Here is a 20077-nt window from a genome sequence, read left to right as displayed (position 1 = left end):
CGGACGGAGTCGTACGCCGTATGCACAGAACCTTGGTGAGAGCTCCCCCTCATCCGCAGCCCCTTGTTCCTTCGCTGCCTTTAGACTCCTCCAGTGACAGGCCGCGGCCCGGAGGGCAAGATGGGGCCCGCTGTCGGCAAGGTGCGGTAATCAGGGAGGAAGCGTCGTCGTGAGCAGCAGGCCATCCCGGGGCGCTGCTCGCCTCGCAGCCATACTCGATGCACTCCCCGACGGGCTGCTGCTCGTCAACTGCAACGGCACGGTCGTCAACGCCAACACCATCGCCCTCGAAATGTTCGAGACGCCGGGCACCGCGCTCGTCGGTCGCGGGCTCCTCGACCTGTTGCCCGAGTTCGACTCCAAGCTCATCCCGGGGTCGATGCGCCGCCCCGAGGCCGGCGACAACCGCGGCCGTACGAAGCCGACCCGGATGACCGCGCGGCGGACCGACGGCACCGAGTACCCCGTCGAGGTCACCAGCGCCGGCCTGGAGGACGGGCAGGCTGCGTACAACGATTTCCAGAGCTCCTACAGCGGCAGCTACACGGGCGACGAGCTGCTGATGCTCGTCGTACGGGATCTGTCGGGCACCGTGGACACCGAGGCCGAACTGGCCCGCTCCCAGCGGCAGACCGAGATGATCCTGCGGGCCGCGGCCGAAGGCGTGGTCGGTACGGACACCGAGGGCCGGGTCGTTCTGGTCAACCCCGCGGCCGCGCAGATCCTCGGCTTCCGCGCCAGCGATCTGGGCGGCCAGGAGCTGCATCCGCTGATCCTGCACTCGCGGGCGGCGGGCGAGCCGTTCCCGTACGAGGAGTCGCCGCTCGCCGACACCCTCAGGTCCGGGCGCAAGCACCGGGTGCGCGGTCAGGTGCTGTGGTCGAAGAGCGGCGCGCAGGTACCGGTCGATCTGACCACCGCACCGGTCCGGGACGGCGACCAGCTGGTGGGCGCCGTCATGACGTTCACCGACCGCAGGCCGTACGAGGAGCTCGGTGCGCAGCACCGGGTCGAGGTCGCCGAACTGACCGAGGGCCACACCGCCGAGCTCGCCGAACTGACGGAACGGCACAGCACAGAACTGGCCGACCGGACCGAGCGGTACGCGGCCGAGCTGGAGGCGCAGGCCGACCTCCTGGCGGCGCTGACCGCCCGGCACACCCAGCTCACCGCCGTGCTCGGCGAATCGCTGCGCGGCCCGCTGGAGGAGCTGCGCAGCGAACTCTCCACGCTCGCCGCCGACCCGGCCGGGCAGCTGTGGCCCGAGGCGAACCAGATCCTGCACCACCTGGCCGCGGGCTACGCCCGGATGACCACCCTCGTCGACAACGTGCTCGGCTACCAGCGCCTGGACGCCGGCTCCGAGAAGCTGGTCAAGGCGAACGTGCTGCTGGACTCGGTCGTGACGGCCGGTATCGACGCGGCCGTCGAGCTGATCGGTCCCGGGCGCGCCCAGTTCGCCGTGCACGCGCCGCCGATCGAGGCCGAGGTGGACGCGGCCCGGCTGGTGACCGCGCTCGCCCATCTGGTCGCGGACGTCGCCGGGGTCGACTCGACCGGCAAGGCCCGGGTGGCGCCCGGCGGCGGGCATGTCGACTCCACCGTGGTCGTCGCGGCGGCGCAGCGCGGCGAGGTCGTACGGATCGAGGTGCGCGGACCGTTCTCCGGGGGAGACCCGGTGCACGAGCCGATCGTGCGCGGGATCGTGCGGGCGCACGGCGGCGTGCTCCAGACGCACGAGGTGCCGGGGACGAGCAGCAGCGCGTATGTGCTCGAAGTGCCGTTGGGCGCGGGTTCGGGCACGGTGACGGCGCCCGCGTCCGAGCCGGAGCCGGAGTCCGGTGCGCAGCCCGCTCCCGGGCCCGAGACGGCCGGGCAGCAGCCGGGCGGCGGGCGGCGGCGGGCGCGCCGGGCGTCCACGGATGCGTTCCTGGAGAGCCCGGTGGGCGGCTCCGGGGCGGCTGACGGGTCCGGTGACACGGCGGCGGGCGCGCCGACCGGTCGGCGGCGGGCGCGCCGTGAGCCCGGTGCGCAGGACGAACGAGCGGTGCCGGGGGCGCAGGACACTCAGGGCGGTTCGGGACGCAGGCGAGGGCGGCCGAGTCCGGCCGAGGCCGGCGTCCAGCTCCCCGCGCAGGCGCAGGGACAGGGCGCCGGGCAGGCCTTGGCGCTGCCCGCGGCCGCAGCGGCGTCCGAGGGGGCCGTGGTGACGGCGGCCGAGGGCGCGCAGGGCGGCAGTGGCAGGCCGCAGCTCGGCCAGACCGTGCCGCCGCAGGGCGTTCCGCCGGAGGGACAGATGCCGGTGCCGGTGCCCGCGGGTGGACACCGTGCGCGTCAGGGCGCCGAGAACCAGCTGGCCCTGCCGGCTCCCGCCACCGGCTCCGAGGGGGGCCCGCAGCCCACAGACGGCTCCGGACCCGCGCAGGCGGCCCAGCCGGCCGGGCGGCGGGCCCGGCGGGCGCTGGCGGCCACGCAGGAGCGGACCGCCCCGGCCGAGCCCGCAGGGCCCCGTAGCGCCTTCGCGCTCCCGCCCGCGGAGGCCGACCGGTCCCCGGCGTCCGACGCGGCGGCCGAGGCGGACGCCTCGCTGCCGGGCCGCCATGACGCCGTACGCATCGCGCCGGGCGAGGACCACACACCGCCCCAGGCACATCCCCTGCCGACCGGCCGTCGCCGGGCCCGGCACTCCGAGGCGCCCGAGCAGCCCGGTGGGCCCGAGGCGCCCGCCGTCCCGGGCGAGCGGGCCGAGGAACTGCCCGGCGACGGTACGGACCGGCCCACGGCCGGACCGACCACGCACGCCACCGGCACCGCGGCCGTCCCGGGCTCCCCGGAGAGCGCGGAAGGCCACCCGCAGGACGTCTCCCCCGTGGCGGACACGCGTCGGCAGCCGCTGCCGGAGGAGGCGCCGATGCCCGGCGGTTCCTCGGACTCGACGCAGGGGCGCGCGTTCAGCGTGCGGACGCTCGGGCAGGGCGTGCCCTTCGCGCAGCACCTCGCGCACCAGCAGAACCAGACGCTCGGCGGTGCCGGGCGGCGCCGCAAGCTCGCCTCGCCGCCGGAGGACGAGCGCACCCCTCAGGCCACGCCGTCCCCGTCCGCCCCGGCCCAGATCCCGGGCCAGGGGTCGGGGCAGCGGCGCTCCGCGCCGGAGGCCGAGGGACGCGCGTACGCGATAGGGGCGCCCGACGAGGGCGCCGAGGGGCCGGAGCCGCTGGACGGTCCGGGTGGCGCGGTCGAGGTCGCCAACCGTCCGTCGCCGCAGCCGGTCGACGACGAGCTGCCCCCGGAGCCGCTGGACAACCCGCGCCGGCTGCTCGTCTGGCCCGCGCCGGACGTCTCCACCCAGCAGGCGCTGAGCGACCGCGGCTACCGGCCGGTGATCGTGCACTCGCGCGAGGAGGTGGACGCCCAGATCGCGGCGTTCCCGGCCGCGCTCTTCGTCGATCCGCTGACCGGCCCGATCACCCGCAAGGCCCTGCAGTCGCTGCGTCAGGCGGCGGTGGCGGCCGAGGTTCCGGTGCTGGTGACGGCCGGGCTCGGGCAGGCCTCGCGGGAGGCGGCGTACGGTGCCGACCCCGCCGTGCTCCTCAAGGCGCTCGCCCCGCGCGACAGCGAGCAGCATCCGCCCCGGGTACTGCTGATCGAGGAGCACGAGGAGATCGCGCTGGCGCTGACGGAGACCCTGGAACGCCGCGGCATGCAGGTGGCGCGGGCTTCCACCGACAGCGAGGCGGTGTCGCTCGCCACCCGGATGCGGCCCAATCTGGTGGTGATGGACCTGATGCAGGTGCGCCGCCGCCGGGCCGGGATCGTCGACTGGCTGCGTGCGAACGGTCAGTTGAACCGGACCCCGTTGGTCGTCTACACCTCCGCCGACATGAACGGGTCGGAGCTGCCGAAGCTCAGCTCGGGCGAGACCGTGCTCTTCCTGGCCGAGCGGTCCACGAGCGAAGAGGTCCAGTCGCGCATCGTCGATCTGCTCGCGAAGATCGGTACGAACTGAGACACGGGACGAACCGGGACGCGGCAACGACGAGGGCGGTACGGGACGACTCCCGTACCGCCCTCGTGGTCTCCACCGGCCTCGGACCGGAGCGGGTCCGGAACGGCCGGAATGACCGTCCAGCGCTCCGGCAGCTGCCACTTGGCGATGCCGGACGTGGCGAGGAAGTCCTTCAGCTCCTCGTAGCCGACGCTCGCGCCGCCCTTGCGGACCACGGTCGCCGGCGGGCGCTCGCCGCACTTCTCGTCCGGGACGGCGACGACCGCTGCAGCAGGGTTGCGCCGATTCTGCTCACATACCGGCTGGTATGTGACTGGTTCCGGGAGTACGAATCGGTGTCGGTCGGCAAAATCACGCCTGGTCGCCACGGCGGCACCGCCGGTGGTCACCGCACCGGAGCGAGCTCCGGGTCCTCCCTGAGCTTGCCGAGCGCCCGCGACACCGCGCTCTTCACCGTGCCGACGGAGACCCCGAGCACCTCGGCCGTCTGGGCCTCGCTCAGGTCCTCGTAGTAGCGCAGGACGACCATCGCCCGCTGGCGGTCCGGCAGCTTCAGCACGGCACGCCACATCGCGTCGTGCAGCGACTGCTGCTCGGCCGGGTCGGGACCGGGGACGGCCTCCTGCTCGGGCAGCTCGTCGCAGGCGAACTCGTCGACCTTGCGCTTGCGCCACTGCGAGGTCCGGGTGTTCAGCAGGGCCCGGCGGACATAGCCGTCGAGCGCCCGGTGGTCCTCGATCCGCTCCCAGGCGACGTAGGTCTTGGTGAGCGCGGTCTGCAGCAGGTCCTCGGCGTCGCTCGGGTTGGCGGTGAGCGAGCGCGCGGCGCGCAGCAGCACCGGCCCTCTCGCCCTGACGAAGGAGGAGAACGACGTATATGCGGCGTACGGAGTCCGCGAGGCGTACGCGGGGCGTGCGCCGTACGCTCCGTGCTGGCCGGGTGATCCGTGCCCTGTGGTGTGCAGGGTGTGCGACATCTGTCCCGGGTGCGGCGCGTGCGGCGCGTGTCCGGTGCTGGCGGCTCCCCCGGAGCTGCCCGTGCAGACTGGCGTGGTCATGGCTCCACGCTAGAAGCGGGCACAGCTCCGGGGATCGGCCCCAGGTCCCGAAACCGCGTCCGCCTCAGGGTGTAGGGGTAGGGGCTGCTCCACCTCCTGTAGGTGGAGTCCTCGCCCTCGGGGCTCAGGGGCGCCCCCTGACCTCGCGCCCGGCCGGGGACGCCGCTCCCGGCCGGGCGCGCTCAGCCGTCCGTACCGAGGATCAGGCCCGAGGTGGGGACGCCGGTGCCCGCCGTGACCAGGGTCCTGGCCGCCCCTGGCACCTGGTTCACCGACGAGCCGCGGATCTGCCGGACCGCCTCCGCGATGCCGTTCATCCCATGCAGATACGCCTCCCCCAGCTGGCCCCCGTGAGTGTTCAGGGGCAGCGCGTCCGCCTCGACGAAGCCGGCCGCCTCGCCGGGCGCGCAGAAGCCGAACTCCTCCAGCTGCATCAGGACGAACGGGGTGAAGTGGTCGTAGAGGATCCCCACGTCGATGTCGGAGGGGGAGAGACCGGAGCTGCGCCAGAGCTGCCGGGCGACCACCCCCGTCTCCGGCAGGCCGGTCAGGTCGTCGCGGTAGAAACTCGTCATCTGCTCCTGCGCCCGCCCGGCGCCCTGCGCGGCGGCCACGATCACCGCAGGCGGCCGCCGCAGGTCCCGGGCCCGCTCGGCGCTCGTGACGACGATCGCCTGTCCGCCGTCGGTCTCCTGGCAGCAGTCCAGCAGCCGCAGGGGTTCGACGATCCACCGCGACGCCGCGTGGTCGGCCAGGGTGATCGGCTTCCCGTAGAAGTACGCGGCGGGGTTCCGGGCGGCATGGCGCCGGTCGGTGACCGCGACATGGCCGAAGGCGTCCGGCGTCAGCCCGTAGGCGTGCAGATAGCGCTGGGCGGCCATGGCGACCCAGGAGGCCGGGGTGAGCAGTCCGAAGGGCAGGTTCCAGCCGAGCGCCGTGCCTTCGGCGGTGGGCTCCCGCTGCTGCACGCCGGAGCCGAATCTGCGCCCGGAGCGCTCGTTGAACGCGCGGTAGCAGACCACGACGTCGGCCACCCCGGCCGCCACGGCCAGGGCCGCCTGCTGGACGGTGGCGCAGGCCGCCCCGCCGCCGTAATGGACGCGCGAGAAGAACGACAGCTCACCGATGCCGGCGGCCTGGGCGACGGTGATCTCCGGGCTGGTGTCCATGGTGAAGGTGACCAGGCCGTCCACGTCGGCGGGGGTCAGCCCGGCGTCGTCGAGGGCGGCCCGCACCGCCTCGACGGCCAGCTTCAGTTCGCTGCGCCCGGAGTCCTTGGAGAACTCGGTCGCGCCGATCCCCACGACCGCCGCCCTGCCACCGAGCGAATCGGCCCTGCGCACACTCATGCCGCCCCCTGCGAGACGCCCACGGCCACCGTGCCGGTGACATGCCGGCCGAGGCCGTTGGCCCCGACGATCTCCACCTCGGCCGTCCCGTCGTCCCCGACGGCGGTGACCGTGCCGCTCAGGACCATGGTGTCCCCGGGGTAGTTGGGCGTGCCCAGCCTGATGGCGACCTTGCGGAGCACGGCCGAGGGGCCGAGGCGGTCGGTGACGTACCTGCCGACCAGGCCGTTGGTCGTCAGGATGTTCATGAAGATGTCCGGGGAGCCCTTCTCCCGGGCGAGTGCCGCGTCGTGGTGCACGTCCTGGTAGTCGCGGGAGGCGATCGCGCCCGCCACGATCAGGGTGCGGGTCACCTCGATCTCCAGTGGCGCCAGTTCGTCACCGGCCTTCACCTTCACTCCGTGCCCTCCTTCACCAGTGACTCACCGAGTTCCTGAAGCACTTCGCCGCCGCAGCCCAGATAGGAGTCGAGCTGCCGTCCCCAGAGGAAGTGGCGGTGCACGGGGTGGTCGAGGTCCGCGCCGGTGCCGCCGTGCAGATGCTGTCCGGTGTGCACCACCCGCTTCCCCGCCTCCGACGCCCACCAGGCCGCGGTCAGCGCCTGGGACCCGTACGGCAGCCCCGCGTCATGGCGCCAGGCCGCCTCGTACGCGGTGACCCGGATCGCCTCGGTGTCCATATGGGCGTCGGCGGCACGCAGCAGGACGCCCTGCTTGGTGGAGAGCGGGCGCCCGAACTGCTCGCGGGTGTTCGCGTGGGTGACGGCGCGGGCCAGCGAGCCGGCGCACACCCCGGCCTGGAGTCCGGCGAACGCCGTCCGGCCCGCGGCCAGGACCGCCTCGTACGCCGCGGCGCCGCCGAGCCGCTCCCCGGACGCCCCGTCCAGGACCAGCCGCGCCGCCGACCACGGCGCCGTGGTCTCCACCGGCTCGGTCAGCACACCGGGGCCGGCGGTCCGGACGATCCACAGCCGCCGCTCCCGGTCCGGGACAAGGACGAGGTCCGCGTCCCGCAGCCACGGCACGTACGGCACACCTCCGCTCAGCCGCCCGGCGTCATCGGCCCGTATCCCGCCGCGGGCCGGGAAGGCCCCGGTGGCGACGGCGGTGCCGTCCCTCAGCGGCGGCAGCAGTCGCGCCCGCTGTTCGACCGTGCCGTGCCCGGCGACGGCCAGCAGCCCGTACACACAGCTCGCCGCGAACGGCACCTGCGCCGTCGTGCGCCCCTGCTCCTCCAGCAGGAGCACCAGGCCGAGCAGCCCGGTCTCCTCGACGGCCGCGGTCAGCCCGGCCGCGCAGAGCTCCTTCCACAGCTCGGCATCCGTCCCGGTGCCGGCCACGGCCAGCCGTTCGGGCGTCGACAGATCGCCGAAGATCCGCGCCGCGAGCCCCTGTGCCGCGGCCTGCTCCTCGGTGGGTGCGAAATCCATCTCAGCCCTCGCCTCCCCGGAAGACCGGAAGCTCCAACTCTTCGTCCGTACGCAGGAATTCCAGCCGCACCGGCATTCCCACCCGCACCTTGTCGTACGGCATGCCGACCACATTGCTGACCATCCGCACCCTCTCCGCCAGCTCGATCAGCGCCACCGCATACGGCCCGCCCGCGCCGTCGGCGCCGAAGGCGGGGAAGGGCGGGTGGTGCATCACCACATGGCTGAAGACGGTGCCCTCGCCGCTCGCCTCGACCGTGTCCCACTCCTGGCAGCCGCACGCGTTGCAGCCGGGCAGCCAGGGGAAGCGCAGCGTGGCGCAGTCGCCGCAGCGCTGGATCAGCAGCCGGTGCTCGGCGACGCCCTGCCAGAACCCGGCGTTGTCCCGGTTGATCACCGGCCTCGGGCGCAGGTTCCGGCCGCCGCCGCGCGCCGCCCGCTTCGGCGCCGCCGAGGTGTACTTGAGGATCCGGAAGCGGTGCGTCCCGGCGGGTTCCCCGTCCGCCCGGACGTCCATGCGGGTGGTGACGAAATAGCCCGTGCCCAGCTTGGTGGTCTTGCGCTCCGAGACCGATTCGATGACCGCATCGAACGTGATCCGGTCCCCGGGCCGCAGCGGCCGCAGGTACTCCTGCTCGCAGTCGGTGGCGACCACCGAGGTGTAGCCCGCGCCGTCGAGCAGGCCGAAGAGTTCGTCGTACGCCGCGGAGCGGTCGGTGTGCCCCGACAGGCCGCCCATCGTCCACGCCTGGAGCATCGTCGGCGGAGCGACCGCGTCCGGCCCCGAGTACGCCGGGTTCGTGTCTCCCATCGCCTCGCACCAGTGCCTGATCATCGGCTCGTTGACCGGGTCCTTGCCGGTGCCCGCGGTGGCGGCCGCCCGCCCCTCGAACGCCTTGAGCCGCCCGTGCAGCTCGTCCGGTTCCTCGGGCACCTGCTGTCCCCCGGACGCCTGCCGCCCCTCGGACACTTTCCGCCCCTCCCGCACGACCGTCACCGCCTGCCCCTCCTCATGCCGAGCCGCATCGTCGCGACGATCTCCCGCTGCACCTCGCTGACCCCGCCCCCGAAGGTGTTGATCTGTGCCGCCCGGTTCATCCGCTCCAGCTCGCCGTCCCCGAAGCAGCCGGGCGAACCTCCCCGGACCATGCCCGCCTCCCCGGTGATCTCCTGGCACATCCGGTACACCTCGACGGCGCTCTCGGTCCCCGCGAACTTCACGCCGCTCGCCTCGCCCGGGGCCGGCGAACCCGCCCCGACGTCCCCCACCAGACGCCAGTTGAGCAGGCGTGTCGCAGCCAGCCGGGCATGCGCCTCGGCCAGCCGGGCACGCACCCACGGCTCGTCGGCCGGACGGCCGCCCGTCACGGGATCGGGGGTGCGGGCGTGGGCGAGGGCCGCCTCGTAGAAGTCCTCTGCCTGCATCCCGATTGCCGCGAGCGCCACCCGTTCGTGGTTGAGCTGGTTGGTGATCAGCCCCCAGCCGCCGTTCTCCGGACCCACCAGGTTGGTGGCGGGCACCCGGATCCCGTCGTAGTACGTGGCTGTCGTGGTGAGCCCGCCCACGGTCTCGATCGGCGTCCACGAGAAGCCGGGGGCGTCGGTCGGGACGAGGACGATCGAGATGCCCCGGTGCTTGGGCGCGTCCGGGTCCGTACGGCAGGCGAGCCAGATCCAGTCCGCGTTCTGGGCGTTGCTGGTGAAGATCTTCTGCCCGTCGATCACCCAGTGGCCGCCGCCCCCGGCGCCGTCCGGACCACGGGCGTCCTCGCTCTCCCGCACCGCCCTGGTGCGCATCGAGGCGAGGTCCGTGCCGGCTTCGGGCTCGCTGTATCCGATGGCGAAGACGATCTCGCCGCTGAGGATCCTGGGCAGGAAGTACGCCTTCTGCTCGTCGGTCCCGTACTTCATCAGCGTCGGGCCGACAGTGTTGAGCGTGACCATCGAGACGGGTGCGCCCGCCCGGTACGCCTCGTCGAAGAAGATGAACTGCTCGTCGGCACCGCGTCCCTGGCCGCCGTACTCGACGGGCCAGCCGAGCCCGAGCATGCCGTCGGCGCCGATCCGGCGCAGGACTCGCCGCTGCCCGGCCGGATCCCCGTCCCCCGGGGCCGTTCCCGCCTCCCTCCCGGGCACCACCTCGCGGAAGTACGTGCGGAGTTCGGCGCGCAGCTGTCGCTGACGTTCCGTCTGGGCGAGGTGCACGGCGGCTGCCTCCCGGACACGGGGCTTACGGATCAGGATTTCTGACTGTCCGTCAGATACGGAGTCCTGTCAAGGTGGGCGACACCCGGCCATGGCCCGTACTCCGCACTTCCCGCAAAGCGAAACGGTCCGCGCGAGGGCACCGAATGCCCTCGCGCGGACCGCTGCTGCGACCGGCCCTGACCCGACCCCCCGACCGGCCCATGGCCGGCCACGGCTCACCAGAGGTTGGTGAAATTCACCGCGACGTTGTCGCTGTGCTGGTCGATCACGGTGAACGCCGAACCGCTCACCTGCGCGGAATTGCTCTGGTTCGACGCTCCGGAGCCGACGGCCTGCTGCTGGGACGTGGACGAGTTGCCGGTGTTGTCACCGCCGACGCCGCTGCCGCCGACCGTCGCAACGGCCGCGTTCGATCCGTCGTTCGCGAACGAGCCGTTGTCGGCCTGGGCCACACCTCCGAAGAGCGCGGCGGCGAGGGGCAGTGCGGCAACAGCGGCGAGGGCACGAGCGGTACGGATGCTTGCCATGTCAATTCCTCCAGGAACCGGAAGTACGGCTTCTCCCGGGGCAGCCGGCCGACCGCCCCGGTATTGGTCACGACGTCGCGAATCCAGGGCTGCCCAGCGGATCCCCGGCAAACCACCCGTACGACCCGATTCCCCCGCAGGTGTGAGGAAACTCCGATAAACCTTTGCGCTCCCCGAACGCCCCAGCTCACCCCCCGTACGCGCCCCGCCCGGAACCGCCCGGCCGCCCGGCCGCCCGAGCCCGTACCCCCGAGGGAAGAAGCATTCCGGCGCCGGCCCGCCGGTGCCATGCCCCCTTCCCTTTCTCGAACACCTGAACGAAAATAGAACCATGGCCATCCCCGACCGGCGGACCGCCGCCCTGGCCCTCGCCCATGCGCTCTCCGCCGCCGAGCGCGGGCTCCCCGTCATCCCGCTGACCGCCCGCAAGCTTCCCGCGCTGCCCTCTCCGCACCGGAACGACGACCACCGGTCCACCTGCCGGGGCGCGTGCGGCCTCCCGGGGCACGGCGTCCACGACGCCACCACCGACCCGGCCGCCGTACGGGCTCTCTTCGCCGCCGCCCCCTGGGCCACCGGCTACGGCATCGCCTGCGGGCGGCCCCCGCACCATCTCATCGGCATCGATCTGGACGTCGACACCGCCGACGGCAGCGACTCCGCCGCTTCGCTCCGGCGGCTGGCCCTGCACCACCTGTTCACGATCCCGCCGACCGTCGTGGTCCTCACCCCCAGCGGCGGGCGGCACATCTGGCTGACCGGCCCGCCCGGCGTACCCGTACCGAACTCCGTGAGCCGGCTCGCACCCGGCATCGACATCCGGGGCACCGGCGGCTACCTGGTGGGCCCCGGTTCGGTCACCACGCACGGCCGCTACCGGGTCGCCCCGGGCACCGCCGACCTGCCTCCGGCGCCCTGCCCCCTCGCGCTCCTGCGCCTGCTCACGCCTCCCGAGCGCCGCCCGCCCGGCGCGGACCGGCCCGACCAGGGCCGCGGTCTGGTCAGCTTCGTTCTCGCGGCACGCGAGGGCGAGCGCAATGCCCGGCTCTTCTGGGCGGCCTGCCGCGCCTACGAACACGGCTGCGGCGACGCCCTGGCCGACGCCCTCACCAGGGCCGCCGTCCGCACCGGGCTCACCGAACACGAGGCCCAGGCCACGATCGCATCGGCGGCCCGCCTCACCTCGGCCGCGCCGGACGAGCCCTGAGGCATGTCCGGCGGATCAAGTCCCTGAGGGCCGGCCCTCAGTCAGCGGTGCTGAGTTCCCAGAACCGGAAGACGGTCGACGTGTCCAGACAGTTCTGCAGACCCCGGACGTTGTCCTTGGCGACCGCGTACTGCTTGCCCTGCCAGAGCGGCAGGAGCGGCAGCTGATGCGCCACGATGTCCTGGAGCTTGATGAACGGAGTCCGGGTGTTCGAGCGGTCGGTCATGGACGAGGTCTGCGGGATGATCCGCTTCGTGATGTCGTGGTTCTCGTAATTGTTCGACAGGACATTGCCCTTGCCGAAGAACGGCTGGGTGAAGTTGTCGGGGTCGGGATAGTCCGGTATCCATCCCTTCACATAGACGCCGTACTTGCCCTCGGCGATGCCCTTCTCGTACTCGTTGAAGGGGACCGACCTCATGCTGGCGTCGAAGAGCCCGCTCTCGTTCAACTGATCGGCGATGGTCTGGAGTTCGTCGTCGGTGGCGGGGCCGTAACGGCTCGGCGTGGACCAGAGGGTGATGCGCACCTTGTCGGTGATGCCGGACTCCCTCAGGACGTCCTTCGCCTTCTGCGGCTGCGGGCTGTCCCCGTACGTGTTGAAGAAGGAGTTGCCGTGCCCGGTGATGCCGACCGGGACGATCGAGTAGAGCGGTGTCGCCGTGGACTGGTAGACCTCGCTGACCAGGGCGTACCGGTCGACGAGATAGGCCATGGCCTTGCGCACGGCGAGCTTGCCGACCACCGGGTCGGAAACGTTGAAGACCAGGTGCTGGACTTCCGCGCTGCTGCCCTGGACGACGTCGAGGCCGTCCTTCTCGGCGCTGGGCGAGGTGTCCAGGGCGGCTATCGTCTTGGCGGTGAGACCGCGGTACGCGATATCGACATCGCCCTCCTCCAGTGCGGTCTTGAGGGCCTTCTGATCGCCCTGGAAGAGCTTCATCGTCACGCCGGAGTTCTTCACCTCGGCGGTGCCGTGATAGCCGGAATAGACCGAGAAGTCGGCCTCCGACTTGTCTATGGAGTCCAGTTTGTAAGGACCTGAGCCAACCGTTTTGCCACCCTTGAGCAGACTGTCCTTGGGATACACCCGGCGGTCCACGATGGATCCGGCACCCGATGCGATCTTGCTCGGAAATGTCGCGTCGGGCACCTTGAGCCGGAATACGACGGTCTTGTCGTCCGGGGTGCTGATCGACGAGATGCTGGAGAGCAGCGGCGCGGGGCCCGCCGGGTCGTTGATCTTGATCGCCCGGTCGAAGGAGTACTTGACATCCGCCGAGGTGAGGCTGTTGCCGTTGCTGAACTTCAGCCCGTCGCGCAGGGTGCAGGTGTAGGTCTTGCTGCCGTCCGAGAAACCGCACTCCTCGGCGGCCTCCGGCACCGGTATGGAACTCCCGGGCGGGAAACTCAGCAGCGACTGGAAGACGTTGTTGAACAGCAGCCAGGAGCCCGGGTCGTACCCCGCGGCCGGATCCGTCGCCAGGATGCCGTCGGACATGCCGACGACAATCTTGTCCTTGCTCTCGAACGGCCAGATCTGATCTTCGGAGCCGCAACCCGCCAACAGCACCGTCGCCAGTCCCCCGGAGATCAAGGTGGCCGACCGCCTCGTACGAACCTTCACAGAACGTGCCTCATACTCTCGGCCGGGAACACGAGGTTCCCGGACAACCGGATCAGGTCATGATCAACTGCGAACGTCGCGGCCGTCCAGCACTGTCAGCCTGGTCGTGCGCGGTGGTGCGGTCCGACAGCTTGCCTGGACATGGTGTTCACCAGGGTTCTTCGTAGTGACTGACTGCCAAACGGCAGTTGATGGACGATGGAGCACAAAGCATGATCGGTCTCGTGGTGCTTTGACAATCTAGTAGGAGGCAGCGCTACGTGGCGCCACCTCCTACGACAAAAATCGTCACCGCCGGCGGATGCCACCGGCGTAAATGGCTGGTATCGAACCGTGCCGACCGACCGGCCGCACCGGCTGTCGCTCCTGCCTCCCTGGTCAGCGCATGCGCCCTGGATAAACGGGACTTCGGTCACACCTCCACGGGTCCCGCGATCTCCCGCAGTCCGTCCGGAACCGCACGTACCACAGCGGCACCCCTCCACGGGCAGCGCGCAGCAAAACGGCCCTCGACCGGTCTTCTTCCGGACGAGGGCCGTTCATCTGCGGTGGGTGTGGGATTTGAACCCACGGTGACTCGCGCCACGACGGTTTTCAAGAGAGTGCTGCCGGAAAGGCCCTTGGTATGCCTGACCTGCCCGTTCCCCTCCCTCGGGGCCTCCCGCGGCGGCAGATGGTCCACACCTGGTCCACCACCGGCTCGTCTCGACCACACAGTCCCCAGACCTGTCGACACACCACCCAAAAACGTTCCGGTGTCGTCAGTTCAGCGACTTCTCGATGGCCTCGAAGATGTCGGCATCGGTCTCCTGCTGCCAAGAGGGCAGGTCGGGCCAGTCGGCCACGTAGCCGGGCTTCGGGTCCTCGAAGTGCTTGAACATCTGGGCCGTCCAGCACGTCGCGACGAAGCGGCTCTTTTGCTCGCGGGAAAGCCGTGCCGTGGTGCCGCCGCTGATCTCGACGAAGTGACGGACCTGCTCGTAAACGGAGCCCGCTGCCTCGCGTTCCCACTGCGGGGTGGTGTCCCATGGTGTGACGTAGCCAGCCTTCGGCTCGCCGGGGAAGTGCTGGTGGACTCCCGCGATCCAGGCTTCCCGGAACAGTCGTGCACCCTCGGTCTGCGACATGCCTACCTCTCTCGTCACGGCGTGCTCAGAGCGGCGATCTCGACTCCCAGCTCTGCCACGCGGTGGTCGCGGCTCAAGGGACCGAACTCGTCGCACAGGGCTTGGAGTCTACGGGCGACGTACCCGGATGCGGAGGCTCGGGCCAGGCCGATGGCCTCCCTGCCGTACGCCACGACCTGTTCGGCGTCCCGCCGCTTCGCGCCGATGACGGCCAGGTCGGTGAGCACTGCTCCGCGTCGCCGGTACGACTGCCCGGGTGCCAGGGCAGTCTGGTCCAGGGCGTCCTTCAAAGCGTTCTCCGCCAGGTCGAGACGGCCGAGCTGTACGTAGCGCGATCCCCGTTCCTCGGCCAGACGCGCGCCGTCGAACCGGAGCCATCCGCCGTTGACGCTGTCCGCGGTGAGGTCGTGGACGGTCTCCGCTTGGTCCATAGCGCGCTCGCACGCGTCCAGGTCGCCGAGGCCGGCGTATGCCTCAGCTTGAACGGAAGCGACCCAGTGCCGAGTCGAGAGGTTGTTGTCCCCCCGGCCGGCCAGGCGCTCGGCCGCGCCGAGCATCTGCACGGCCTGGCGATAGCGCTGCTCGGACATGTCCACGTAGGCATGCCGAACAAGCGCGCATGCCCACAGGTCGTACGCCTCGGCGTCCTTACTGACCGACGCCGCGAGCGAGTACGAAGCGGCTGCGTCGGAATACCGGTTGCCGTCGAACGCCACCTCGCCGGCCAACTGGAACAGGTCAGCCGCCGCGTTGAGCAGAGGGCGTGCGCTCCCACGGTTGCCCGCCAGGGCCTCGTTCAGTGTCGTCAGCTGGTCCCGGATGACGGGATAGACGGAGCCCTTGGAACGGGCGAGTTGGTAGACCTGCCAGAGATGGCTGTTCATACGTGCGAAGTCGGCCGGCACTCCCCGACGGACGCCCTCGGTGAGGGCCTCGGCCTCCTCGACCGGCAAGGCAGTCAAAGCCCCGCTGACAGTCAGTATGCGGAGGAATTCGCGGCGGATCATTTCGTCGGGGTCTCCCGCGCTCGGGGGGTCACTGGACTGGTGCCCGGCGGCCTCCTGGCCTGCGGCTCGTGGCGGTGTCAGGAGGACGTCCAGCTCTTGGAGGCTGACTTCGAGGGCGGTGGCCAAGCCCCGTCGCTGGGGCGGCTGAGGAGCGATCCTGCCGCTTTCCCAGCGTCCGACCGTTGTGCGGTCCACGCCGAGTAACTGGGCCAATTTCTCCTGACTGTAGCCCAGGGTCCTGCGTCGTTCTGCCAGTCCCATGACGACCCCCTCCCACGGCTTCGGCCCCTCCGGTGCCCGTACACGGATATGCGTCAAGACTGCCGCATCGATGCCGTGGAGACCCCTGACTCGGCGCTGTTTCCTGGGTGTTGTTGCGGACGACTTGGGCTTGGAGCGTCGGAGGGACGTGGACATGGCGACGCGGAATGATGCGGCGAAGCGGGGACTCGGGCAGGTCACGCACGCGCCGGACCTCGGTGCTGAACCTCGGATCCTCATGTCGCTGCGCGTCTCCCGCGACTCCGGCCGCTCGTGGTCGCGGACGACCCAGGTGCGGGAGGGCGACCCGTTCGTCATCCTCTCCGACCCCGGGCGGTACCCGCCGTGCGAGTGCCCGCTCTGTGTCGGTCCATCGGTATCGGCCCGTGTGCTTCGCCCACCGGTTGCCGAGCCGGGGACCGCGTAGTGGACGCCTTAAGGCGGTGGGTGCTCCACCGGTTCGGCCGGTTCGCCGGCCTTCTGTCTGTGGCTCTGATCGTCGGCTCGCTGGGCCTGTATGCCGCAGGCATTTACGTCACCTTGTAGCCGCTCGGCGCCTTGCCCAACCCCATTCTTCCCGCCGGGGTTTCCGGCGGGAGTTCCCCAAGGAGAGAGGGAAGTTCGATGGTGGAAGAGAACACCGGTTCCGTGGCCCCCGACGGGGGCGGCCTGCTCGTCGCGAAGCGGAAGATCGTCGCCGCTCGCATCCGTACCGAGCAGGAGTCCGACGTCAGCGGCGGCCGTTCCGACGGCAACGACTGATCGGGCCGCCCACGATGCTTAGTGCTGCTTCGTGGGCGGGGCGTCTGGGCGGGGACGCGTTCCTCGCCCAGACGTACAACCGCTCCTACGCCCTCTTCCCCGGCGCCGCCGACACTGCCGGTCTCTTATCCTGGGACGACCTGAACCTGATCATCGCCACCCAGCGCCTGGAGCCTCCCCGGCTGCGGCTGTCGGTGGACGGCGAGATGGTCCCCGTCCACCGCTACGCGGTCCCGACGACGACCCGGCGCGCGGTGACCTGGTCCCGTATCCAGCCGGCCGAACTGCACTCCCAGCTCAAAGACGGCGCCTCGCTGGTCCTGGACTCCGTCGAGAAGATCCACCCGCCCGTCGGGATGGCGGCCGAGGGCCTGGAACGGTTCCTCGGCACCCCCGTACAGGTCAACGCGTACGCGTCGTGGACGGAACGGGAGGGCTTCGGGCTCCACTGGGACGACCACGACGTGGTCGTGGTCCAGGTGCACGGCTCCAAGCGCTGGCGGCTGTACGGCACGACCCGTGAGGCCCCGACCTTCCGTGACGTCGAGTCGCCGGAGAAGCCCGAGGGCGACCCCGTGGCGGACATCGTCCTCGCGCCCGGTGACGTGCTCTACCTGCCGCGCGGCTGGTGGCACGCGGTCACCGCCGACCAGGGAACGGAGTCCTTGCACCTGACCTTCGGCCTCGTCTCACACACAGGTGCGGACCTCCTCCACTGGGTGGTGGACCAGCTCCGCGCGGCTCTCCCGCTGCGCCAGGACGTTCCGCGGTTCGCCTCCCCGGCCGATCAGACCCAATTCCTCGCCGCGCTGCGCCGGGCGCTGCTGGATGAGCTGGCGGACGCCCGCCTGGTGGAGCGGTGGGCGGAGTCGATCGACACCACGCACCACGGGCACGCGGTCCCCTCTCTCCCGTACGTGGCCGGGATCCCCGCCTGCCGGGAGATCGCCGTACGGCTGACCGCACCGAGGAGCCGCATGGTGGAGAGCGGCAGAGAAGGCGCGGTCACCTTCTCCGCAGCCGGTACCGCCTGGGACTTCGCCGCATCCGCCGCACCGGCCCTGCGCGAGCTGCTGCTCGGTCGGCCCGCCACACTGGGCGACCTCGCCGACTCCGCCGGGCTCGAAGTGAAGGACGTGGCCGCCCTCGTCTCGGCACTCATCGAGGGCCAGGCCGTCGCCGTCGTCGGGACCGGCCTATGACGGCGGCCCTGGCCCTGGGGACCTACCGGGTCCGGAACGTGAGCGAGTCGGCCCGCATCGCTCTGCGGTCCCGAACGTCCTGGATCGACACCGCCCCGAACTACGCGGGCGGGACGGCGCAACACCTCCTCGGACCGGTGCTGCGGGAACACCCGGGAACGGCCCGTACGGCCACCAAGGTGGGGTTCTTCACCCGAAGCCAGGCCCGGACCGCCGTGGCGCTCGGCGTCCTCACCGAAGCGGACGCCGCCGCAGGCCACAGCCTCGACCCCCGGTTCGTCTGCCATCAGGTGGAAGACGCCGTGGCCCAGCTCGGCCGCGTGGACCTGGTCTTCGTCCACAATCCCGAGCGGGCCGCTCACGGAGCGAACCGCGTGCTGATGCGCCAGCACCTGAGGGAGGTATTCGCGGTCCTGGAAGGGCTCGTCGAGCTCCGCCGAATCGGTGGCTACGGCGTAGCCACCTGGTCGGGCCTGCGCGAAGGCGCTTTCATGATCACCGAGTTGGTGGCTCTCGCCCGGGAAGCGGCGGGCTCCGAGGGACACCACCTGATCGGCGTCCAGATGCCCGTGAGCTTGATCATGGATACTCCGATCACGCAGACGCTCAACGGCGGCGGCCCCCTGGTCCAGGCGCAGGACGCCGGGATGACGACCTTCGGATCGGCGCCCCTGCACGGCGGCGAACTCCTCGACGCCATGACACCCGAACTGGTGGATCTGATCCGCCCCGGGCTGTCGCCCGCCGCGGCCGGCCTGCTGGCTGCAGCCTCCTGTCCGGCCCTGGACGTCCTACTGGCTTCCATCAGCAGCCGCGACCACTGGGACGATGCCGCCAAGGCCCTCGCCTCGCCCCTGACCCGCGAACAACTCAGGAGAGTGACCGATGAACTCGCCACCGGATGAGGCCACCCGGGCCCTGATGATGGCCGCGCACCGACGGGCAGCCGAAGCGGTCGCTCTGACCTGCACTGGCCCGCAGACGTGGGGCTTCGCGGGCCTCACCCTGGGCCGGCGGTCGGGGGACTACTGGCTGCGCGTCAGCCGCCGACCAGTGAAAAACGCCGGTCGGCGGCGCGGGGAAGGGATCGTCGGCGCCGACCTCACGCTCCCGCGAGACGTACCCCGCCCGGCTGTCCACGGAACCCACGACTGGATCGACGGCGAGTACGCCTTCGAAGCCGAGGTCCTCGACCTGGTGTCGCATCCGGTCGTGGCGCCCCGGAGCCCGGACCTGGTCCGCAACCCCGCCCTGCCCGAACAGTGGTGGGGAATCCTGCGCCGTGCTCTCGACCGCCTGGCGGAAGCAGACGGGGCCAGGGAAACCGTGCGGGACGAGTGGATGGCGCGGGCCTTCCCTCAGTTCCTCGGCATCCCCGCACCCACCACAGTCGAGCGCGTCACCGGACACGGAGACCTCCACTGGGGAAACCTCACCGTGACACCGCTGACCATCCTGGACTGGGAGCGCTGGGGCCGGGTACCTGTCGGCTACGACCCCGGACTCCTCCACGCGTACAGCCTCCGGGTGCCCCTCGTGGCCGCCCGCGTACGCAGCCAGTTCGCGACCGTCCTCGACACCCCTGCCGGCCGCATCGGCGAACTGGCGGCCCTCGCCGAGATGCTCCAGGCCGTGGCACGGGGGTTCTACCCCAAACTCGCGCCCCTCCTTCTGGCCCGTGCGGAAGAGCTGACCGGGGTTCGCCCTCCGGTCGCGGCCCCGGCGGAGATCCTGGCCTGACTACTCTCCTCCTGACCCCGGCACCGGCCCTGCGCGCCGGGGTCTTCACATGCCAACTGCCGCCCGTTCTTCGGCCGTTAGATCATGTGGGCGCGGGTTGCCACGCGGTCGGCCGGAGCGGCTTTGGCCGGTGTCCTGTTCGGGTTGGGGTCGGGCATGTTCAAGGGGCCGTACGCTGGCCCGGCAACTCGGGCAGGCTTTGCCCCTGCCCGGAATTTGAACGAGTGGCCCCGTGAGCTTGCCCGACGCGGGCCCCGGCCCGAACAGGTGGGTAAAGCCGTGGAGGCCGGTCGCCCCAGCCACAGCTGGTTGAACGACAATCCGCGGTGACCGGTGCGGACTTGGCATGTACCCCGCTCCTGCTGGCCGTGCTCGCCGTGGGGCGGCTGGCAGGGTTCTTCACAGGTCTGGCTGCCCGCTTCTCGGGCTTTTGCGGCGCGAGCGGGCGGGGGCCGCCGCGGGCGGTGGCGGAGACATGGAGCCAGCGGCGGCCTGGGGCTCGAGCGAAGGGTGCGTTTCCGGGGGCCGCTGGGGTATCCAGGCCGCATGACTCCGACAACACCCACCC

General features: G+C 71.3%; 16 protein-coding genes and 1 pseudogene. 6 read left to right on the top strand and 11 right to left on the bottom strand.

What is annotated here, in order from left to right; all coding sequences use genetic code 11:
* Nucleotides 1-169: 169 nt before the first annotated feature.
* Nucleotides 170-4006 (top strand): PAS domain-containing protein, encoded by a 3837-nt coding sequence (locus tag ACWCQ6_RS17455; RefSeq protein ID WP_451090043.1) that lies wholly within the window; start codon nt 170-172, stop codon nt 4004-4006.
* A gap of 98 nt (nt 4007-4104) precedes the next feature.
* On the opposite strand, the pseudogene ACWCQ6_RS17450 reads toward ACWCQ6_RS17455, so the two are convergent.
* From ACWCQ6_RS17450 to ACWCQ6_RS17415, 8 genes and pseudogenes are all read right to left on the bottom strand, one after another.
* Nucleotides 4105-4275: pseudogene (locus tag ACWCQ6_RS17450) on the bottom strand (AMP-binding enzyme); the annotation flags it as partial.
* Nucleotides 4276-4391: 116 nt separating this feature from the next.
* A complete protein-coding gene (locus ACWCQ6_RS17445) occupies nt 4392-5063 on the bottom strand; it encodes a SigE family RNA polymerase sigma factor (RefSeq protein WP_451090041.1) in 672 nt (223 codons plus the stop codon).
* A 182-nt stretch (nt 5064-5245) separates the two neighbouring features.
* Nucleotides 5246-6412 carry a lipid-transfer protein gene (locus ACWCQ6_RS17440; RefSeq protein ID WP_451090039.1) on the bottom strand — a complete coding sequence of 389 codons (1167 nt, stop codon included), beginning with the start codon at nt 6410-6412 and terminating at the stop codon, nt 5246-5248.
* Complete coding sequence (locus ACWCQ6_RS17435) at nt 6409-6804, bottom strand: MaoC family dehydratase (RefSeq protein ID WP_451090133.1); 396 nt, start codon at nt 6802-6804, stop codon at nt 6409-6411. The genes ACWCQ6_RS17440 and ACWCQ6_RS17435 overlap by 4 nt, the downstream gene beginning before the upstream one ends.
* A gap of 2 nt (nt 6805-6806) precedes the next feature.
* Nucleotides 6807-7841: an acyl-CoA dehydrogenase family protein gene (locus tag ACWCQ6_RS17430; RefSeq protein ID WP_451090037.1), complete on the bottom strand. Its 1035-nt coding sequence runs from the start codon at nt 7839-7841 to the stop codon at nt 6807-6809.
* A 1-nt stretch (nt 7842) separates the two neighbouring features.
* Entirely contained in the window at nt 7843-8811 is a 969-nt protein-coding gene (locus ACWCQ6_RS17425) for a bifunctional MaoC family dehydratase N-terminal/OB-fold nucleic acid binding domain-containing protein (RefSeq protein WP_451090131.1), read from the bottom strand.
* Between the two features lie 23 nt (nt 8812-8834).
* Nucleotides 8835-10046 carry an acyl-CoA dehydrogenase family protein gene (locus ACWCQ6_RS17420; protein WP_451090035.1) on the bottom strand — a complete coding sequence of 404 codons (1212 nt, stop codon included), beginning with the start codon at nt 10044-10046 and terminating at the stop codon, nt 8835-8837.
* A gap of 218 nt (nt 10047-10264) precedes the next feature.
* On the bottom strand, nt 10265-10576 hold the full coding sequence (locus ACWCQ6_RS17415) for a hypothetical protein (protein ID WP_451090033.1): 312 nt from the start codon (nt 10574-10576) through the stop codon (nt 10265-10267).
* Nucleotides 10577-10907: 331 nt separating this feature from the next.
* Between ACWCQ6_RS17415 and ACWCQ6_RS17410 the strand changes: the two genes are divergently transcribed.
* The gene (locus tag ACWCQ6_RS17410; RefSeq protein WP_451090031.1) at nt 10908-11783 is read left to right on the top strand and encodes a bifunctional DNA primase/polymerase; all 876 of its coding nucleotides are present in this window, start codon (nt 10908-10910) and stop codon (nt 11781-11783) included.
* Between the two features lie 37 nt (nt 11784-11820).
* On the opposite strand, the gene ACWCQ6_RS17405 is transcribed toward ACWCQ6_RS17410, so the two are convergent.
* The 3 genes from ACWCQ6_RS17405 to ACWCQ6_RS17395 all read right to left on the bottom strand — a co-directional run bounded on the left by ACWCQ6_RS17405 (nt 11821) and on the right by ACWCQ6_RS17395 (nt 15805).
* Nucleotides 11821-13410: an ABC transporter substrate-binding protein gene (locus tag ACWCQ6_RS17405; protein ID WP_451090029.1), complete on the bottom strand. Its 1590-nt coding sequence runs from the start codon at nt 13408-13410 to the stop codon at nt 11821-11823.
* 761 nt (nt 13411-14171) lie between these two features.
* A complete protein-coding gene (locus ACWCQ6_RS17400; protein ID WP_451090027.1) occupies nt 14172-14537 on the bottom strand; it encodes a hypothetical protein in 366 nt (121 codons plus the stop codon).
* Nucleotides 14538-14551: 14 nt separating this feature from the next.
* On the bottom strand, nt 14552-15805 hold the full coding sequence (locus tag ACWCQ6_RS17395) for a helix-turn-helix transcriptional regulator (protein ID WP_451090025.1): 1254 nt from the start codon (nt 15803-15805) through the stop codon (nt 14552-14554).
* A 624-nt stretch (nt 15806-16429) separates the two neighbouring features.
* Between ACWCQ6_RS17395 and ACWCQ6_RS17390 the strand changes: the two genes are divergently transcribed.
* Genes ACWCQ6_RS17390 through ACWCQ6_RS17375 form a run of 4 tightly spaced genes read left to right on the top strand, consistent with a single transcriptional unit; the run spans nt 16430 to nt 19509 of the window.
* Nucleotides 16430-16567 (top strand): hypothetical protein, encoded by a 138-nt coding sequence (locus tag ACWCQ6_RS17390; protein ID WP_451090023.1) that lies wholly within the window; start codon nt 16430-16432, stop codon nt 16565-16567.
* 14 nt (nt 16568-16581) lie between these two features.
* Nucleotides 16582-17769, top strand: coding sequence for a JmjC domain-containing protein (locus ACWCQ6_RS17385; RefSeq protein WP_451090021.1), 1188 nt, complete (start codon nt 16582-16584; stop codon nt 17767-17769).
* Nucleotides 17766-18674 carry an aldo/keto reductase gene (locus ACWCQ6_RS17380; RefSeq protein WP_451090019.1) on the top strand — a complete coding sequence of 303 codons (909 nt, stop codon included), beginning with the start codon at nt 17766-17768 and terminating at the stop codon, nt 18672-18674. The genes ACWCQ6_RS17385 and ACWCQ6_RS17380 overlap by 4 nt, the downstream gene beginning before the upstream one ends.
* A complete protein-coding gene (locus ACWCQ6_RS17375; protein WP_451090017.1) occupies nt 18655-19509 on the top strand; it encodes a phosphotransferase in 855 nt (284 codons plus the stop codon). Before ACWCQ6_RS17380 ends, ACWCQ6_RS17375 begins: the two co-directional genes overlap by 20 nt.
* The last annotated feature ends 568 nt before the right edge of the window (nt 19510-20077 follow it).

The organism is Streptomyces sp. NPDC001880, from assembly GCF_053594575.1.
This window is presented reverse-complemented; position numbering and strand designations above follow the sequence as displayed.

What these genes read in the sequence shown, in the direction of transcription:
- ACWCQ6_RS17445 (WP_451090041.1), bottom strand. Translation starts at nt 5,063, where the DNA reads ATGACCACGCCAGTCTGCACGGGCAGCTCCGGGGGAGCCGCCAGCACC.
- ACWCQ6_RS17440 (WP_451090039.1), bottom strand. Translation starts at nt 6,412, where the DNA reads ATGAGTGTGCGCAGGGCCGATTCGCTCGGTGGCAGGGCGGCGGTCGTG.
- ACWCQ6_RS17430 (WP_451090037.1), bottom strand. Translation starts at nt 7,841, where the DNA reads ATGGATTTCGCACCCACCGAGGAGCAGGCCGCGGCACAGGGGCTCGCG.
- ACWCQ6_RS17415 (WP_451090033.1), bottom strand. Translation starts at nt 10,576, where the DNA reads ATGGCAAGCATCCGTACCGCTCGTGCCCTCGCCGCTGTTGCCGCACTG.
- ACWCQ6_RS17410 (WP_451090031.1), top strand. Translation starts at nt 10,908, where the DNA reads ATGGCCATCCCCGACCGGCGGACCGCCGCCCTGGCCCTCGCCCATGCG.
- ACWCQ6_RS17400 (WP_451090027.1), bottom strand. Translation starts at nt 14,537, where the DNA reads ATGTCGCAGACCGAGGGTGCACGACTGTTCCGGGAAGCCTGGATCGCG.
- ACWCQ6_RS17395 (WP_451090025.1), bottom strand. Translation starts at nt 15,805, where the DNA reads ATGGGACTGGCAGAACGACGCAGGACCCTGGGCTACAGTCAGGAGAAA.
- ACWCQ6_RS17390 (WP_451090023.1), top strand. Translation starts at nt 16,430, where the DNA reads ATGGTGGAAGAGAACACCGGTTCCGTGGCCCCCGACGGGGGCGGCCTG.
- ACWCQ6_RS17385 (WP_451090021.1), top strand. Translation starts at nt 16,582, where the DNA reads ATGCTTAGTGCTGCTTCGTGGGCGGGGCGTCTGGGCGGGGACGCGTTC.
- ACWCQ6_RS17380 (WP_451090019.1), top strand. Translation starts at nt 17,766, where the DNA reads ATGACGGCGGCCCTGGCCCTGGGGACCTACCGGGTCCGGAACGTGAGC.
- ACWCQ6_RS17375 (WP_451090017.1), top strand. Translation starts at nt 18,655, where the DNA reads ATGAACTCGCCACCGGATGAGGCCACCCGGGCCCTGATGATGGCCGCG.